This is a genomic window from Neogemmobacter tilapiae (assembly GCF_014652215.1).
GTDB lineage: Bacteria > Pseudomonadota > Alphaproteobacteria > Rhodobacterales > Rhodobacteraceae > Neogemmobacter > Neogemmobacter tilapiae.
Genome location: NZ_BMYJ01000001.1, coordinates 486,385 through 502,117 on the forward strand (window position 1 = coordinate 486,385; position 15,733 = coordinate 502,117).

General features: G+C 64.7%; 18 protein-coding genes and 1 pseudogene. 2 read left to right on the plus strand and 17 right to left on the minus strand.

Annotated elements, in window-relative coordinates; translation table 11 throughout:
* Positions 1 to 41: 41 nt before the first annotated feature.
* The 17 genes and pseudogenes from IE095_RS02445 to IE095_RS02525 form a co-directional block, all read right to left on the minus strand.
* Positions 42 to 3,929 (minus strand): annotated as a pseudogene (locus IE095_RS02445) (baseplate multidomain protein megatron).
* 3 nt (positions 3,930 to 3,932) lie between these two features.
* Positions 3,933 to 4,367, minus strand: a complete 435-nt coding sequence (locus IE095_RS02450) for an NlpC/P60 family protein (RefSeq protein ID WP_373295390.1) — start codon at positions 4,365 to 4,367, stop codon at positions 3,933 to 3,935.
* Positions 4,363 to 5,247, minus strand: a complete 885-nt coding sequence (locus IE095_RS02455) for a phage/gene transfer agent baseplate hub protein (RefSeq protein ID WP_189409985.1) — start codon at positions 5,245 to 5,247, stop codon at positions 4,363 to 4,365. Before IE095_RS02455 ends, IE095_RS02450 begins: the two co-directional genes overlap by 5 nt.
* Positions 5,247 to 5,879, minus strand: a complete 633-nt coding sequence (locus IE095_RS02460) for a DUF2460 domain-containing protein (protein WP_189409987.1) — start codon at positions 5,877 to 5,879, stop codon at positions 5,247 to 5,249. The genes IE095_RS02455 and IE095_RS02460 overlap by 1 nt, the downstream gene beginning before the upstream one ends.
* A gap of 6 nt (positions 5,880 to 5,885) precedes the next feature.
* Positions 5,886 to 6,536 carry an RcGTA-type gene transfer agent tail tape measure protein gene (locus tag IE095_RS02465; RefSeq protein ID WP_189409988.1) on the minus strand — a complete coding sequence of 217 codons (651 nt, stop codon included), beginning with the start codon at positions 6,534 to 6,536 and terminating at the stop codon, positions 5,886 to 5,888.
* Positions 6,529 to 6,732 (minus strand): rcc01693 family protein, encoded by a 204-nt coding sequence (locus IE095_RS02470; RefSeq protein ID WP_189409990.1) that lies wholly within the window; start codon positions 6,730 to 6,732, stop codon positions 6,529 to 6,531. The genes IE095_RS02465 and IE095_RS02470 overlap by 8 nt, the downstream gene beginning before the upstream one ends.
* On the minus strand, positions 6,729 to 7,046 hold the full coding sequence (locus IE095_RS02475; RefSeq protein WP_189409992.1) for a gene transfer agent family protein: 318 nt from the start codon (positions 7,044 to 7,046) through the stop codon (positions 6,729 to 6,731). Before IE095_RS02475 ends, IE095_RS02470 begins: the two co-directional genes overlap by 4 nt.
* A gap of 3 nt (positions 7,047 to 7,049) precedes the next feature.
* A complete protein-coding gene (locus tag IE095_RS02480) occupies positions 7,050 to 7,463 on the minus strand; it encodes a phage major tail protein, TP901-1 family (protein WP_189409994.1) in 414 nt (137 codons plus the stop codon).
* Positions 7,464 to 7,478: 15 nt separating this feature from the next.
* Complete coding sequence (locus IE095_RS02485) at positions 7,479 to 7,877, minus strand: DUF3168 domain-containing protein (protein WP_189409996.1); 399 nt, start codon at positions 7,875 to 7,877, stop codon at positions 7,479 to 7,481.
* Positions 7,874 to 8,212 carry a head-tail adaptor protein gene (locus IE095_RS02490; RefSeq protein ID WP_189409998.1) on the minus strand — a complete coding sequence of 113 codons (339 nt, stop codon included), beginning with the start codon at positions 8,210 to 8,212 and terminating at the stop codon, positions 7,874 to 7,876. Before IE095_RS02490 ends, IE095_RS02485 begins: the two co-directional genes overlap by 4 nt.
* Positions 8,212 to 8,811, minus strand: coding sequence for a head-tail connector protein (locus IE095_RS02495; protein WP_189410000.1), 600 nt, complete (start codon positions 8,809 to 8,811; stop codon positions 8,212 to 8,214). Before IE095_RS02495 ends, IE095_RS02490 begins: the two co-directional genes overlap by 1 nt.
* Before the next feature lie 145 nt (positions 8,812 to 8,956).
* Positions 8,957 to 10,141, minus strand: coding sequence for a phage major capsid protein (locus tag IE095_RS02500; protein ID WP_189410139.1), 1,185 nt, complete (start codon positions 10,139 to 10,141; stop codon positions 8,957 to 8,959).
* Positions 10,142 to 10,169: 28 nt separating this feature from the next.
* The gene (locus IE095_RS02505) at positions 10,170 to 10,733 is read right to left on the minus strand and encodes an HK97 family phage prohead protease (RefSeq protein ID WP_189410002.1); all 564 of its coding nucleotides are present in this window, start codon (positions 10,731 to 10,733) and stop codon (positions 10,170 to 10,172) included.
* A gap of 11 nt (positions 10,734 to 10,744) precedes the next feature.
* Positions 10,745 to 10,996, minus strand: a complete 252-nt coding sequence (locus tag IE095_RS02510; RefSeq protein ID WP_229804414.1) for a GTA head formation protein, RCAP_rcc01685 family — start codon at positions 10,994 to 10,996, stop codon at positions 10,745 to 10,747.
* Positions 10,993 to 12,162, minus strand: a complete 1,170-nt coding sequence (locus IE095_RS02515; protein WP_189410004.1) for a phage portal protein — start codon at positions 12,160 to 12,162, stop codon at positions 10,993 to 10,995. The genes IE095_RS02510 and IE095_RS02515 overlap by 4 nt, the downstream gene beginning before the upstream one ends.
* A 252-nt stretch (positions 12,163 to 12,414) precedes the next feature.
* Positions 12,415 to 13,758, minus strand: a complete 1,344-nt coding sequence (locus IE095_RS02520) for a DNA-packaging protein (RefSeq protein WP_189410006.1) — start codon at positions 13,756 to 13,758, stop codon at positions 12,415 to 12,417.
* Positions 13,706 to 14,026 carry a hypothetical protein gene (locus tag IE095_RS02525; RefSeq protein ID WP_189410141.1) on the minus strand — a complete coding sequence of 107 codons (321 nt, stop codon included), beginning with the start codon at positions 14,024 to 14,026 and terminating at the stop codon, positions 13,706 to 13,708. Before IE095_RS02525 ends, IE095_RS02520 begins: the two co-directional genes overlap by 53 nt.
* Before the next feature lie 236 nt (positions 14,027 to 14,262).
* On the opposite strand from IE095_RS02525, the gene IE095_RS02530 reads away from it, so the two are divergent.
* Together IE095_RS02530 and IE095_RS02535 are read left to right on the plus strand one after the other, a co-directional pair.
* Positions 14,263 to 15,216 carry a calcium-binding protein gene (locus IE095_RS02530; RefSeq protein ID WP_189410008.1) on the plus strand — a complete coding sequence of 318 codons (954 nt, stop codon included), beginning with the start codon at positions 14,263 to 14,265 and terminating at the stop codon, positions 15,214 to 15,216.
* Between the two features lie 80 nt (positions 15,217 to 15,296).
* Positions 15,297 to 15,521: a hypothetical protein gene (locus IE095_RS02535; RefSeq protein WP_189410009.1), complete on the plus strand. Its 225-nt coding sequence runs from the start codon at positions 15,297 to 15,299 to the stop codon at positions 15,519 to 15,521.
* The last annotated feature ends 212 nt before the right edge of the window (positions 15,522 to 15,733 follow it).

Here is a 15,733-nt window from a genome sequence, read left to right on the forward strand (position 1 = left end):
CACGAAAAAAGGGCGCGCAAAAGGTGATGCGCGCCCTTCTGCTAAACCGTGATCGCCCGATAAAGCCCCGGCCCATAGCGGTCGGAGATCTGCGCCACCTCCATCCGATAGGGGCCCGCGATGCCGTCCACGCTGCGCATCGCGGCGGTATAGGTCCATTGCCGCCCGCCCTGTTCCAACTCGCGCACCACATCGCCCCCATCAATCACCCGGATCGACCATTGCTCGCTGGCCTCGCCCATGGGCACATCCCCCCGCCCCCAAGCATCGCCGTCGATCCGCGTCCGGCGCACCCAGTGAAAGGTATGATCCCCGCCCGCCAGTTCCACCGTCAGATGCACCGGCGCATAGGGCCGCAGCCCCACCCCCTCGAAGGTCCGCACCTGATGGTTCACGCTGTCATCGGCATAGCCCAAACCCGCCTGCCCCGCCCGCAGATGCCGCGGCTGGCCCAGCGCCTGCGTCGCCAGCCGCAATTGGGTCAGGCTGCCGTCCAGCAGCACCACCCGGCTGCCCACCGGCCAGTTGCCCGGCATCAGCGCATCGCTGCCAAATTGCCCCCGCAGACGCAGCGACAGGTCGTAGGTCCGCGTGTCGACCAGAACGGCATTCGCAAACTGGAAAATCTCCCAATTCCCCGGCGTGCCGTCCCCAATGGCCATTACATTCGCCCCGTCCAGCACGGCATCGGCATCGGCGCTGGAAAGCAGACCATCGCTCAACCGCACCCGCAGCGCGGGCCCCCTGTCCCACAACCCCACCGGCCCACGCGGCAAGGCGGTCAGCGTCCGCCCGATGATCGAGGCCGCATCGACCCGCCGGTTCAAGCCATAGCCTTCGTCCCGGGCCGAGGTCCAGCAGGCCACCGCCCCGGGCCAAGGCCGCGCTGTCACCGCCACCCAAGGCGCATGGGGCTGTTCATCCCCCGTCAGCACGGGCAGGTCCAGATAGACCGGATGCACCGGCAGTGGCCGCAGAAAGGCGCGCGGGCGGCTGCGCGGATGGGCGGCATCGGCGCCTTCATAGACGGCCTTTTCCACCCGCACCGCTTCGATCAATTGCTGTTCGCCCAGTTCCACTCGGTCGATCCGATAGTCCTGCCCCCTCAGCCTGACCACCTGCCCTGCCCCCACCGCCCGCTGCGACGGCGGCAGCGCAAAGCGTGCCGTATCCCGCGCTACCCGCGATTCCGCCAGCCAGCGTTCGGCCATCACCCGCGCTTCGGCCCGGGTCATCACCAAGGGCAGCTCGGTTTCCGACACACCCAGCGACACATCATCCGGGAAACGCGCCTCGGCCTGTCGGATTTCATAATCGCCCTCGGCCTCGGGAAAGACCACCCGCAGCCTGCCCGCCAGTTCCGCCTCGGGCGCGCGGACCGTCACCAGATCGCCGTCAAGACTGCTGTCCACCGCCAGATGCCCATCTTCCAAAGGCAAGGCCACAGTCCCTTCACGCATCGAAAAGACCAGCTTTCCCTCGCGCTCCACCGCGTCAAAGCCATAGGCCAGCATCAAGGGCTGCAAGGCCGCCCGCCCGCTTTCCGCCCCTTCGCGCCAATAGCCCCGCACCAGGCCGGACAGCCGCGACACGTCATAGTCGGAAACGCCTGCCGTCTCGCAAATCTCGGCCACAACCGCCGCCAAGGGCTGGTTCGTCGCCCGACCGTTCAGCCAATGGCCCTTGGGATAGTTCTCGCCATCCCCCCATTGGTCGACATCGTTCGGAAACCACGGGAAGGGCCGTGCATCCCAAGTCCAGACATGCGCGCGCGCCATGTCGACCATCCGGCCCCCATAAAGTCCAAGGGGGTTGTTGGCCGGATCGGCCCAGTATTCATCCATCGCCCGCAGATACTGCATCTGGATCAGATCGTCCCGCCGCCCGTTGGAATACCGCGGCAAGGATGATTCCGAAGATTTCGGATCGACGAATTTGTTCGGCTCATTCGTTCCGCGGTCTACCGCCGCACAGCCGTATTCGGTGAACCAGATGGGCTTTGATCCCGGCACCCAAGCCGTCGGCAGGGCCTCACGCGCGCCGCCGATGCGGTTGTGGTGTTCGTTCCCCCACCAACCCCGAATGTCCTTGTAGCGAAACACCCAAGGCTCCCCATATGCGCCGTCGGTGATCGGCGTTCGTCGCTGTGCCGCCTGCGCCTCGGGGCTGTCGTAATACCAGTCGTAACCTTCACCCCCGGCGATGTTGGCCTTGAGATAGTCGAGGTTGTAGATCGACCCATAACCCGCATCGGCCTGATTGTCGCCTTCGCGCCAATCGGAAAGGGGCATGTAATTGTCGATGCCGACAAAGTCGATGTCCGGGTCGGCCCACAGCGGATCAAGGTGGAAATAGTGGTTGTCCCCCGCCTGATAGCCGGAATATTCCGACCAGTCGGCGGCATAGCCGATCTTGGCCCCCGGCCCCAGAATGCCCCGCACCTCGCCCGCCAATTGGCGCAGTTTCTGCACCGTGGGGAAAGAATGGTTGTCGCCCCGGATCTGTGTCAGCCCGCGCAATTCGCTGCCGATGCAAAAACTGTCCACACCGCCAGCCTGCGCACAAAGATGGGCATAATGCAGGATAAAGCGGCGATAGCGCCACTCATCCGGCCCGGAATAGCTGATCTGCCCGCCCGTCACGACAAAATCGCCGGGGGCGGCACTGCCAAAGAAATCATCCACCTGCCCCGCCGCCGTCATCGTCCCATCCGGCGATCCGGGCTGACCTGGGGCTTTCGATGTGGTGATCCGCCCGCGCCAGGGCAGTACCGGCTGATCCGGTGCATCTGACCACGGATCGGCCTGCCCGTTCCCTGCAAGCTGGGTCATCAGCACAAAGGGATAGAACATCACCGCCTTGCCCTGATCCTTCAACCTTTGAATGGCCTGCATGACCGAAGCATCGGCAGGCGTGCCACCATAAACCGGCTTGCCCCCGTCGCGCGGCACTTCCAGCGCCGCAGACCGCGCGATCCCCCCCGCGTGCCAAGGCATCCCCTGCCCGTCCTGCCCCTTCTGTTCGACCAAGGGCCGCACCGTGCATTGCCCGCAGCGCAGATCATTGCCAAACCACGATACCACCAAGGAAACCGCCTCTGCGCCCGGCAAATCCTCGTTCAACTGCCGCAAGGACGCGACGAAATCCGTACCCCCCAGCGGCGAATTGACGTTCGCCGAACGGTTCACCCCCGGATCATCCTCAAAATGCACGCGGGCTGTCGCCAGTGCATATTCCCCGGTGCCGGGGATCAGCGCCACACCCCTGACCGACTGGCGCAGCGTCTGCACCTGATCGGCAAAGGGTCCTTGCGCCGAACGCACCACTTCAAAACTGAACTGCGGTACCCGGTTGCCGAAAGGCGTCAGATCCAGATCCTCGATCATCACATAGGCCAGACCGCGATAGGCCGGCGCATTTCCCGCCCCTTCGACCGCCTCGATCTTGGGGTCCGGCATCTGCGCCTAGCCACCCTTATAGACCCGCAGGTTCAGGCTGTCGGGGTTGATCTCTTGCCCATCGGCCCAGACCCGCCCCACTTTCTGCACAATGCCTTCGCACAGCCCCACTGCAAGGCTGACGGTATAGGAATAGCGCGTCGTCTTCGGTTCCGGCGGGGCCCCCTTGCCGCCCCCGCTCGTCGTCGCCACCTCTTTAAAGCGGCTGGCCCAGATCACCTGACCCGAGATTCGCGCCCGCCCCCAGACATGCGCCACCCCCGCGCCTTCGCTGGCCCCCATCACCCGGAAACGGTCCACCCGGCCCATTTCCACCGCATCCGACCCCGCCCCCATGATCTTTTGGTCGATCACCCGGCCCAGCGTCGCCCCGACCGCCCGCCCGATGACCGCGCCTGAAAGGCCCAGAACGGTGCCGCCAAAGCTGCCGCCTATGGCCGCACCAGCGGCCGAAAGTAGGATCGTTGCCATCTCTTAACCCTTCAAAGGGAACGCAAAGCGCCCCACGATCTTGCGCGCCCAGGGGTCCGACAGCGGGCTTTCCACCACCGCATGACCCGCATAGGCATGGATGAAACGTGGCTCGTCCCCCGTTTCGCTTTGGATCCCCAGATGCTTGGCCACCGCCCCCTCCCGCATCCGGAACAGCAGCACATCGCCCGCCGCAGGCGCATCCAGCGGCTTCAACACCAACCAACGCAGCGCCGCCCCCAGCAATTCCTCACGGCCTGATGCTTCGGACCAATCCGCCGTATAGCCCGGCACCGCCTCCGGCTCCGCTCCGATCAGCCCGCGCCAGACACCCCGGATCAGCCCCAGACAATCCGTCCCCGCCCCAAGAACCGAAGCCTGATGCACATAGGGCGTCCCCAGCCAGGCCCGCGCCTCGACCACCACCTGCCTGTCAATCGCCAAGCCTGCCCCCATCGTTCAACCGATTTTGTGACGGAAAGGCCTGAAGCCAATCCTCGCCCGGAATATGTGGAAAACCGCGAAAATTATTGAAATTGCTAAATTTCGCCTTGCAGGTCGCCGCCCGCTTGTCACAACCCGCCTCAATCCGAACCGTATCTCCCGCCCTGGGCGCAATTCCCAAAGCCTGCCACAACTCCACCTCGTGCAGCCCGCTTTCCTTTCGGTCGTTCTTGATCAAACCGATCAACCCCGCCGCCGCCCCCGTCTGCACCACGACCCGACCCCGTTCGAACCAACGGTTCGCATAGGCCCCCAGCCCCGCAAAACGCAGCACGCGCCCGCCGTCGACGCTCACCACAGCCGCGCTTGTCCCAAAGGCCGCGTTCTCCAGATCAACCTTGCACTGCCCATCCCCCAGAACCGCCGAGCATTCCTTCTGATAGGCCCGCCCGCGCGGTTGGTTCATCAGTTCCGACAACCCCCGCAACTCCGCCCGAAAGGCCCCGCCCGAACGGCTGATCTCGCCAAAGCTGCCCCGAAATTGCAAAACCCGCTGCGACACATCCGCCCAGTTCACCAGCCAGCTTTTCACCCTTGCCCCATCAAACCGCCCTGCCAGCAAATCGCCTTCGCTGATCGACGCATCTGACAAGGCCCCCACCGCTTCGGAATTGTTCTCCGACAGACCCGTTGTCTGCTGCAAGACCTGCGCCGTCATCCCCGTGCTGGCCTTGAAGGCGATCCCCCCAAAGGCCAGATCACGGTCATGATCCGTGAACCCTAGAACGACACCGTCGCCCCGCGTCACAGACCAAGCCCGACACACCGTCGTCGCCCCCGTGCCCAGATGGGCATACAGTTCCTGAGCCCCCATCAGATCCGCACCTCGATCACCGGCACATTCGGTACTTCGCCCGCCCGGAAACTTTCCACCGACACCAGCAACCGGTCGGTATCAAACCGCACCGGCACGTCGAACTCGAACCCTGCCCGCACCTCCACGTCCAAATCCGGCGCATCCGTGAACGTCACCAAACCGTTTTCCAGATCAACGCTGAATTCCAACGACTCGATCTTGGGGTCGCCTGCCACACTCGCCAGAACCGTCCCCGCTACCGGCTTACGGACCGTCCGCCACTGCCGCTGCCCGCCCGAGGCATAGGCCTTGCGCAATTGGAACACCCGGCGCACCCCATCGCCCAGCCCCAGCAACTGATCCTCTGCCGCGACCAGATCATTCGGCGCGCAAGATTTGAAATCCGCCCAATCCTTCCAACGGAATCCGTAAAGCTGGCCCTGCCGCGCCTCAAAAAACGCGATCACTTCGGCCACATCGTCCAGCGACCGCAGCCCTACCCCAGCATCATAGCGCCGCCGCGATTCGGCCCATGGCGAGTTCCGCTCCTCGAACCCATTCGCCAGCGTCACAATCTCCACCCGCCGCTCCGGCCCCCCGACCGAGCCAAAGCTGATCGCGGCCGGGAAACGCACCTCATGAAAAGCCATCTTGCCCTACCTGTTCCGTTGCCCACGTGAGATTGCCCGCGATGCCTCGGCCGCGACCTGCGACTGTGACCGTCGAAAGCCTTCCACATCCGGCGTCTGAATGTTCATCACCACGCTGACCGAACGCCCACCGCCGCCCTGCACGCCCAGCCGCCCATCCGGCCCCCGTGCAAGCGGCATGATCGCCTCTGGCCCCGCCTCGCCCATCAGCCCCCGCCCACCGCGCATGGCAAAGCCTGTGGGTTCCGCCACGACGCCCCCCTTGGCAAAGGCCGTCACCCGGCCCTGCGACAGAACGCCGCCCTTGGCAAAGGGCATCATCCCCCCCAGCAAGCCGTTCAGCCCGTTGCCCAGCAACCCGCCCAGCGCGCCCTGCACCGGCTTCATCGCCACGTCATAGACCGTGTCCAGAATATCCTGCGCCACTTCGGTCAGCGCATCCGACAGCTTCATCCCTTCGAAGACCAACCCATCAAAGGCGTTGCGCAGACTGCCCCCGATGCTGGTCGACAAAGTCCCCGCCTCGCGGCTGGTGAACACCATGCTTTCCTGCATCCGCGCCAATTCGCCCTCGAAGGCCGTCACACTGCCCGTCGCCCCCGCCAGAGTCGCCTCCAAGGCCGCGATCTGGTCTTTCAACTCCTCGACATCATCCATGATCCGCTTCCCCTTTTCGATCCGGAAAGGCCGCCGCCAATTCCTCCAGCCGTGCCCTTCCCATCGGCGCCTGCCCCGCCTCGCCCAGCATCAGCCGCAGTTCCGCTGGCGTCAGCGCCCAAAATTCCCAAGGCTTCAGCCCCAGCACCTGCAATCCCGTCCGCAAAAGCCCCGGCCAATGCAGCCCCGCCTTCATGCTTCCGGCACCACAAAGGCCCGCGCCAGCAATTCGCCCGCTGCCCGCGCTGCCCCCATCATGCCCCCGTCAATTGAGACGGAACGCAGGTCAGCGGCCCGCCCCTGCCAACCGCCCCCCCGCAGCCCCGCCACGATCACCGCCAGCACGTCCCGTGTCGTAAACGACCGCCCCTCGAACCGCCGCACCAGCCCCATCAGGTCACCGTCCTCCAGCGCCCCTTCCAGTTCCGCCAGCGCCCCCAGCGTCAGCTTGGCGCTGTGCAAGGCCCCGTTCAGCCCGATCTCCACCTCGCCCGCCCAAGGGTTCGCCATGGCTTACAGCGCCGTAAAGGTCAGCACCCCGGCGCTGGCCATCGACATCTCATAAGTGGCCTCGCCATTGTGGCTGCCGGCATATTCCAGCGCCGAGATCTGGAACGCCCCTTCGATGATGCCGAAACTCGGGATCACGACCTGAAAACGCGGCGTTTCCCCATCGAAAAAGATCTGCCGCGCCCGCCCATCGGTATTCGCATCCCGGAACACACCCGACCCGCTCAACGCCGCCGATTTCACACCGGCCCCGCCCAGAAGTTCGCGCCACCCGCCTTCGCTTTCCAGCGATGTCACATCCACCGTTTCCGCGTTGAAACTGATCCGCGTCGCCCGCAGGCCCGCCACCGTTTCAAACAGCCCCGTTCCGTTCATATCGACCTTGATCAAAAGGTCGCGCCCGCTTTGCACTGCCATCTGCCGCTCCTGTTCCTAAATGCTGTCCTGCACCCGCGCCCGAAAGCTCAGGTCGATCCGCCGCGCCTCGCCCGCCCGCAGCCGCCGCGCCACACCCCGCGTGAACCACAGGCTGACCAACTGCCCCCGAGCCAACGTCAGCGCCGCCCCGCCCAGCGCGTCCGACACCTGAACCGCCACCTGTTTCGCCTCCAGAAATCCCGCCTTGTCGCTGATCACGCTGATCACCAGCCGATGTTCAGCCCCCGCGCCCGTCTTGTCCGATTGATCCAACGCCTCTTCCGGCCCGATCAGAACGAACGTCCCCTTGCCGCCCCCCGTCTGCGGTGCGTCAAACACCGCCACGCCGGGCAGAACCGAGGTCAGCCGCTGATAGATCGCCCCTTGCAGGGCCGCTGCCACGCCATAGCTCATACCGGCTCCTCCTCGCGCGCCATGCAGATCAGGAACCGCCCGCTCGCATCCCGTTCCGTCACCGACAGAATGCGAAAGACCCTTGCGCCGTCGCGGAACCTTTGCCCCGCCACGGGACGCGAAGGCGCACCGCTCGCCGCCCCCCGCACCGTGATCTTAAAGGGCACCGCCGAGGTGCGGATTTCCTCATCCGTCGCCCCCGCCCCATTGCCGGGGGACACCTCGCCCCAGATCGTGCCCAAGGCCACCCAGGTCTCGCTGAAACCCCCAGCCCCATCGGCCACCCTTTGCAAGCCTTCCAGCACCAGCGCCCGGTTCAGATGCGGCACCGCCATCACGCCGCCCCCCCGCCCAGAACCCGCACCGTCCGCCAGCGGTCAATCAGGCTCGTCACCCCAAAGGGCAGGCCCACAGGTTCCACCCCCGCCTCATGCCGCCGCTCATAGAATTCCGCCGCCAGCAGCAGCACCGCCTGTTGCAGATCGGCGGGCAAAGCCCCGAAAGTCGCCCCAAAGCCCGCATCAAACACCACCTCAGCCCAACCCATCGACCCGATGCTCGGCAGGGCCCCTACCGCCCCCACCAGACGCGGCCGGTGCATATCTGGCACCAGACGGTAACGGTCGGCCGTGATCAGCACGCTGCCCCCCAAACCGTCGAACAGCGTCACCGAGACGATCCCCGAAATCGGCGCCACCGGCAAAGGCTGATCCCCCCCATGCCGCCAGCCCTCCACCCGCAGCATCATCCGCCGCGTGATCAGCGCCTTGCCAATCCGCCCCTCAATCGCCGCCAATGCCGCCCGCAAATGGCTTTCCACCAGCCCATCCTGAAACCCGTCATCCGCGAAACCTGTCCCCATCCGCAGATGCTCTTTCAGCGTCTGGATCGGCAGGGCCATCGTCGCCACCTGCGCAAGCTCTGTCAGCATCATCCCGAAATCTCCTGCATTTCCATGGGTCTGGACGCGCACCCCGCGCCGCTCGGACGGAGGGGAAGCAGCTAGACGGCGCGGCGGCCGTCGGCCAAGCGCGCGCCCAGGGCCATGGGGGCGAACCCCCATGGCTTGGCAAAGCGCCTTACGAAACGGCGATCTTCAGCAGCTTGATCGCCGCATAATCCGTGATGTCCCCGCCCACGCGTTTCGTCGCATAGAACAAGACGTTCGGTTTCGCACTGAACGGGTCGCGCAAGATCCGCAGGTCAGGCCGTTCCGCAATCGTATAGCCCGCCGCGAAATCACCGAACGCGATCGCATAGGCGTTCGCCGCGATGTCCGGCATGTCCTCGGCAATCAGCACCGGATAGCCCATCAGCCGCGCCGGTTCCCCCGCCGCCAGACCGTCACTCCACAGGAAGCGCCCGTCGGCATCCTTCATCTTGCGCACCGCCCCGGCCGTTTTCGAATTCATCAGGAACGTGCCGTTCGCCCGGTAATCCGCTGCCAAAGCATAGACCAGGTTCACAATGCAATCCGCCGCATTCGTCGGCGCGAAATCGGCGGCAGCCCCGGTCGGCACATAGCCCAAGGAACCCCAGGTCCAGCTGGCATTCGCCACCTTTGCGGGCAGCAGAATCCCCTTCGGCTTATCCACACCGTCACCGTTGATGAACGCCGCCGCTTCCGCCCGGATGAACCGCGTCGCGATCTTGCCCGCCAGCCAACCTTCCACATCGAACGCGCTGTCATCCAACAAACGCTGGCTCACCTTCGGCATCGCCGACAGCTCATGCAGCTTGATCGAAATCCGCTCGATCGCCGGGGTCGAGCTTTCGGTCGTCGCCGCCGCTTCCGTCGCCCAGCCCGAACCCACCTCACTGCGATCGATCAGCACGTCATAAGACGTCGCATCAATGCTGACCACGCCCGCCACCGCCCGCAGCGACGAGGTCGCCAGCAGCATCGAACGAATGCTGTCCGATGTCTGCGGATCCACCAGATAGCCCCCATCGGCGGCCACAGCCGTCGACATCGCCTTGCCTTCCAGATGCAGGCCCCGCAGCCCGTCATCATCCCCGTTCCGCACATAGGCCGCGAAAGCCTTGCTATGCGGCACTTCGGTTTCCGCCGCCGCCGACAAAGGCGGGCGGCCATAGGTTTGTGTCTTGCGATCCAGCATCTTCAGCCTCTCGTCCTGATGTTTCAGCGTTTTGGTCATGTCGTCCTGAAAGCCTTTGAATTCCTGCAAGAAATCCTGCATCGCAGCTTCCGCCCCTTGGGCCGCAGACAAATCTGCCCCGGCCCGAGCCTTCGTCTCGGTCATCATTCGCCTACCCTCGCTTGGTTCCGTTTCAGCCGCCCGAATGCCCCGGCGTCGGGATCAAGGCGCGCCGCGCATCCCGCACCGCCTGCGCCAATTCCGTCCAAAGCGCCTGGCCCTTTGTCGCCACCCGCGCCTCGGCCAGCATCGGGAAGGTCACCAGCGACACTTCCCAAAGCTCTACCTCTTGCAGCAGCCGCTGCCCCTTGGCGTTCTTCTCGGCCTTCACTGTCCGATAGCCGATCGACAGCCCGTCAATCGCCCCCGCCGCCAGCAAAGCCCCGGCCTCGCGCCCCTTGTCCACATCCGGCAAGATACGCCCCTTGACCCAAAGGCCCTTCGCATCCTCTCGCACCTCATCCCACACACCAATCGGCTGCGTCGGATCGTGTTGCCACAGCATTTTCACCCGCCGCCCCGCCGCCGCCAGCCGCGCAAGACTGGCCCCATAGGCCCCGGCAACGACCACATCGCCCCCTTGGTCCGCCTGCCCGAACAGGCTGGCATAGCCTTCGATCAGGCTCCCCTCGGTCACGCTCAGCGCCGTCTCACTTGCCAGAAACTTCCGTTCTGGCGCTCCATAGTCCCTGTCCATCCGCCGCCCCCTCATTTCAAAGCCGTCGCCAGAACCACATCCGCCCCCTGCGCCAGCAGAAAAGCCGCGATCCCGTAAACCCCCAGCCAGACCCGCTTTTCCAGCCGCTCCAGCGTTCCCTCGATCTGGCCCAAGCGGTATTCCAGCCCGTTCCAACGTTCTTCGGCCACCCGCTCATTCGCCTCGATCCGCGCATGGGCCGCATCGAAACTGTCATACAGAAACCGAGAACCCGTCCCTTCCACCCGCCGCGTCCCGCTCATTCAGCGACCACCGGCAGACCCAGAACCCGACGCTTTTCCGCCTCAGACAGGAAAGACGCCGCCCCCACCCGCGCCCATTGCTGATCGCGTTCAATCGCCAGCGCCGGCACCTGATCCAGATCGGGCCGCAACTCCACGGCTTCCCCCGTGAACCCCGCCAGCCAATGCGACAAAGCCCCCACCACCTTGCCCACCAAGGGCAGCACCGTCAGACGATAAAACGCCCGGTTCGCCTCTTGATAATTCGCATAGGTCGCGTCCCCCGGAATCCCCATCAGCATCGGCGGCACCCCAAAGGCGATGGCAATCTCCCGCGCCGCCGCTTCCTTGGTCTGCTGGAACTCCATATCGCTGGGGGAAAAACCCATCGGCTTCCAATCAAGGCCCCCCTCCAACAGCATCGGACGCCCCGCGTTCCGCGCCCCCTGATGGTGGCTTTCCATCTCGCTCACCAAGCGCTCATACTGATCGCTCGACAAAGCCCCCTGCCCATCAGACCCCCGATAGACAATCGCCCCACTGGGCCGCGCCGCATTGTCCAGCAAAGCCTTGCTCCAGCGGCTCGCCGCCACATGCACGTCAATCGCCACCGCCGCCGCCTGCAAGGGGCTGAACCCGTAATGGTCGTCCTGCGGATGAAAGGTCTTGATATGGCAAATGGGCTGCACCGCCCCCGTCATGTCAAAACGGTGCTTCTTCGCTCCCACCACATAGTCATAGGCCACAGGCCAACCATCCGAACCCGGCACCAGCGCCATCCGGTCGCTCCGCAGCACATGCAGCTCGGCAGGCAGCCCCATCTCGCCCACCGCCTCCACATAGGCATTCCCCGACACCAAAAGCTGCGCATAAAGCGCCTCAAGGAACTCCCCGCGCCCCTGCATCGCATTCGGGCGGCTCATCAAAGCCAACAGCGGATGCATGTCATAGCGCCGCTCGGCATCCTGCAAAACCAAAGGCAAAGCCCCCGCCGCCTCGGAAATCAGCCGCACCGCCCGGAACCCGATCGGATTGCCCAGAAACCCCGCCTTCGTCAGCGACACCACATCGCGCGGGCTCCAAGCCACCCGCCCCGCACCCGCCCCCCCAAAGGCCACCACCCGCCCCGTCGCCGAGGCCTTCTGTTCGACCACATCCCCCGTCTTGCGCCGCAGAAAATCGAACATGCCCGCCTCCGTACCCTTGCTCACTGAGGCAGACCCTAGCCTCCCCCCCCTACCATCTCGTAACCCCACCGCCCGCAGGTCCCCGCAACACGTCCAAAACAAAAAAGAGGGCCAAAGCCCCCATTCATCTTGCCAAAAATACCTCGGGGGGAGGCCGCAGGCCGGGGGGGGCAGATGCCCCCCCCCGCCGGAGCGTCAGCGAAGGCCACGCAAAGGCTTATGGCCAAAGGCCATTCCGATGGATCACCGCGATCAAAGGCTCCGCACCTGCGGTTTCCGCGCCGCATCCCCCGGCTCGATGATCAGCGCTGTCAGCGCCCAGACCAAGGCATCCACCCGGTCCGGGCTCCCCTTCCCCTCAAAACCTGTCGCCGTCATCTGGCACATCTGGTCCTCCAGCCGCCCCAGACCCCGCACATGATGCACCCGACCCTGTTCATACAATGCCGCCACTGGCTCCGCCCGCGCCACCTTGCCCCGGCTCGCCCGCACCCCCCGATAGGCCACGTTCCCGCGCACCTGCCGCACCACCGCCTCCACCAGATCGCCACCCTGGTTCACCTCCGCCACCAGCCGGTCCGCCCCATGCCGCTCCATCGCCGAAACCGCCGCCCTGGCCCAGCCGTCCGGCGTCGCCCCCTGCACCGACGCATCCTCCAGCACATAGGCCTTCCAGCCCTGCACTGGCCCCTCCGCCACCACCCCCGCCACCACGATCCCGCATTCGTCTGACGCCCCATGCCCCGTCACCGGCGGGTCCACCGCCACCACGATCCGCGTTAGCGCCGGCACATCCTCCACACGGGCTGCCTCCAGCCCCCTCGCGGTCCACAAAGCCCCCTCCGCGTCCTCCAGCAGCAACCCTTCCAATTCCTGCCGCCCCAACCGCGTTCCCCCATACCGCCCCTTCACCTCTTCTAGGAACGACGCCGCCAGATAGGCCCGGTTCGCCTCGGTCGGCGCATGGGTCACCACCGTTGACGGGTTCCGCAAAATCCCCTTCAGCACCGCCACATTCTGCGGCGTCGTCGTCACCACCTGCCGCGGATGATCCCCCAGCCGCAAAGCGAATTGCAGCATGTCCCACACCTCCGCCCCCTTCTTCCACTTCGCCAGCTCATCCACCCAGGCCGCATCGAACTGCGGCCCACGCAAGCTCTCCGGCTCATGCGCCGAAAACACCTGCCCCACCGCCCCATTCGGCCAGACCAACTGCTTTCGCCCCGCCTGCCATTCCGGTCGCCGGTCCGGCGGAGAACACGCCAAGATCCCCGACTCCCCGAAAATCATCACCTCCCGCGCCTGATCCACCGTCTCCCCCACCAAGGCCACCCGCCGCGACCGCCCCGCATCCAAAGGCCCAGCCCCCTCCACCTCCGCCCGCACCCATTCCGCCCCCGCCCGCGTCTTCCCCGCCCCGCGCCCCCCCATGATCACCCAGGTTTTCCACGCCCCCTCCGGCGGCAGTTGATGCGGCAAGGCCCAGAACTCGAACAGCCAGGGCAGCGCCAAAAGCGCCCCCTCGCTGAGGCCCCCCAGAAACTCATCCACCACCTCCGGCGTCGCGGAGGCGAGCCAATCTGCGCCCGATCTCATCCCGCGCGGCGTCAAAGTCGAGCGTTCCCCCAGAAACGCTCCCGGCAACCTGCTTGCGAAGCTTTTCAACCCTTGTCCTTTCATCCATCACCATCTGCAACGCCGCCTTCAGCTCTTTCACCGCCTGCACCGCTGCCTTCACCTCATCCCCCTGCCCCTGCCGCAAACCCTTCAGCGCCAGAACCAGGTCTTCCGCCGTCTCCCGATACAAAGCCTCGGTTTCCGCCAGCAGATCCAACCGGGGCGCCTCGCCCCCGGTGCCTTCCATACTTGCCACTTACGATTGACCTTTCCTGTCAGCCCCGTCCGACCGAAAAGAACGCGCCCCAAAGCGCCGTGCTGTTCAACCAGCAGGAACAACCCTGCCTCAAATATCTTGAAAAGTCAATATTTTCAAATTATAACAAAGACTTGCAGATCTACGTGATAATTTTTCATTCACCATACTTCAGGGAATAAATCCCCGACCTGCCGCGTTACACGTCCAGAACAAAGGAGTTTTCGATGACCCGCACCCTTCGCCTGACCGCTGGCAATGACCAATTCACCCAAGGCCTTTCGCCCAGCAACGTTGAAATCCGCATCTTCGCACTGGCGGGCAATGACGAAATCCATCTCAACCGCAGCGACGATTTTGGCGGCGGGAACTTTGTCGACGCCGGCACGGGCAAGGATTTTGTTCAGTCCTTTGCCGAAAATGGCAGCCTGATCAAACTCGGCGACGGCAATGATACCTATGTCGGCCGCGGCTTTGGCAGTTTCAGCACCGAGATTGGCGATCGCGTTCTGGGCGGCGGCGGGAACGACACCTTTGCCTTTGAAACCTTCAAATCGACCTATGAAGGCGGCGCTGGCAACGACATCTTTCATTCGGTCGGCTGGCAGAATTTCATCAGCGGCGGGGCGGGCAATGACACGGTCAGCTATGCCCCCCGGATCGACGACAGCGCCCAAGGCAACAGCGCGGTGACGATCAACCTGACAACGCAACAGGTGCAGACCGGTGGCGCGCGCATCGAAAGCCTCTCCTCCATCGAAAACGCCATTGGCTCGGGCCGGGGCGATATCCTCATCGGCAGCGCGGGGGCCAATCGGCTGACCGGGGCCGGAGGGTTAGACGCGCTAGAGGGCGGCGCGGGGGCAGATCATTTCGTCTATGTCAAAGCCAGCGATGCCACGATTGGCAATGTCGCCGAACAGATCGTCGATTTTTCCCGCGCCCAAGGCGACAAGATCGACCTTGCCCAAATGGATGCCAAAGCGGGCGTTTCCGGCAATCAGGCCTTTGCCTTCATCGGAACGGCAGCGTTCAACGGCACAAAGGGGCAGTTGCGCTTTGAAACCAACGCGACGAACCAAATGCTGGTCCAAGGCGACATCGACGGTGACGGCAATGCCGATTTTCAGTTTCTGGTCGATGGTGTGAGTGCGATGCAGCGCGGGGATTTTGTTTTGTAATCCGCCCCCTTTTCACTTCGCGCGCCCTGACGCCACGGGCAAAACACGGGTGCAGGCGGCCCAGCTTCCGGCAAGATGCCGTGCTCGCACGCACCACTCCGCGCCAACGCATCCAAGCGGGGCCAGCGCCTGTCCGTGGGATGGCGCTGCAACGGCTGAACGAGGCGCTTTATGCTGCCCAGTGCATCCTCGATCTGATCAAGGCACTGACCGCACCCAAGCGCCAGCCCGCAGGGACGGGCAGGCGCTGGCCCCTGCGCCTGCGGCGCGTACCGGGGCCGGAAGATGCGCGGCCTTGGAAATAGCAAATTGCCCACACCAACGCCCGCTCGCCCGATCAGCGCACGCACCCTCCCCTTCGTTGGGAGGGGTTAGAGTGGCGGGAACTACCGCCTACACATCGGCGCCGTCGGATAAGGACGTTTAAATAAAACCTCGTCCCCGCATTCGCTTCTATCGCCCAGCAATCCAACGTCCGATTACCGCATGCCCTCTCATCTCGGAGAGAGATGGCAAT

Excerpts from the sequence above, each read along its gene's own strand:
- IE095_RS02455 (WP_189409985.1), bottom strand. The coding sequence starts at position 5,247 with ATGGGGGCTCAGGAACTGTATGCCCATCTGGGCACGGGGGCGACGACG.
- IE095_RS02460 (WP_189409987.1), bottom strand. The coding sequence starts at position 5,879 with ATGGCTTTTCATGAGGTGCGTTTCCCGGCCGCGATCAGCTTTGGCTCG.
- IE095_RS02465 (WP_189409988.1), bottom strand. The coding sequence starts at position 6,536 with ATGGATGATGTCGAGGAGTTGAAAGACCAGATCGCGGCCTTGGAGGCG.
- IE095_RS02470 (WP_189409990.1), bottom strand. The coding sequence starts at position 6,732 with ATGAAGGCGGGGCTGCATTGGCCGGGGCTTTTGCGGACGGGATTGCAG.
- IE095_RS02475 (WP_189409992.1), bottom strand. The coding sequence starts at position 7,046 with ATGGCGAACCCTTGGGCGGGCGAGGTGGAGATCGGGCTGAACGGGGCC.
- IE095_RS02480 (WP_189409994.1), bottom strand. The coding sequence starts at position 7,463 with ATGGCAGTGCAAAGCGGGCGCGACCTTTTGATCAAGGTCGATATGAAC.
- IE095_RS02485 (WP_189409996.1), bottom strand. The coding sequence starts at position 7,877 with ATGAGCTATGGCGTGGCAGCGGCCCTGCAAGGGGCGATCTATCAGCGG.
- IE095_RS02490 (WP_189409998.1), bottom strand. The coding sequence starts at position 8,212 with ATGGCGGTGCCGCATCTGAACCGGGCGCTGGTGCTGGAAGGCTTGCAA.
- IE095_RS02495 (WP_189410000.1), bottom strand. The coding sequence starts at position 8,811 with ATGATGCTGACAGAGCTTGCGCAGGTGGCGACGATGGCCCTGCCGATC.
- IE095_RS02500 (WP_189410139.1), bottom strand. The coding sequence starts at position 10,141 with ATGACCGAGACGAAGGCTCGGGCCGGGGCAGATTTGTCTGCGGCCCAA.
- IE095_RS02505 (WP_189410002.1), bottom strand. The coding sequence starts at position 10,733 with ATGGACAGGGACTATGGAGCGCCAGAACGGAAGTTTCTGGCAAGTGAG.
- IE095_RS02510 (WP_229804414.1), bottom strand. The coding sequence starts at position 10,996 with ATGAGCGGGACGCGGCGGGTGGAAGGGACGGGTTCTCGGTTTCTGTAT.
- IE095_RS02515 (WP_189410004.1), bottom strand. The coding sequence starts at position 12,162 with ATGTTCGATTTTCTGCGGCGCAAGACGGGGGATGTGGTCGAACAGAAG.
- IE095_RS02520 (WP_189410006.1), bottom strand. The coding sequence starts at position 13,758 with ATGAGATCGGGCGCAGATTGGCTCGCCTCCGCGACGCCGGAGGTGGTG.
- IE095_RS02525 (WP_189410141.1), bottom strand. The coding sequence starts at position 14,026 with ATGGAAGGCACCGGGGGCGAGGCGCCCCGGTTGGATCTGCTGGCGGAA.
- IE095_RS02530 (WP_189410008.1), top strand. The coding sequence starts at position 14,263 with ATGACCCGCACCCTTCGCCTGACCGCTGGCAATGACCAATTCACCCAA.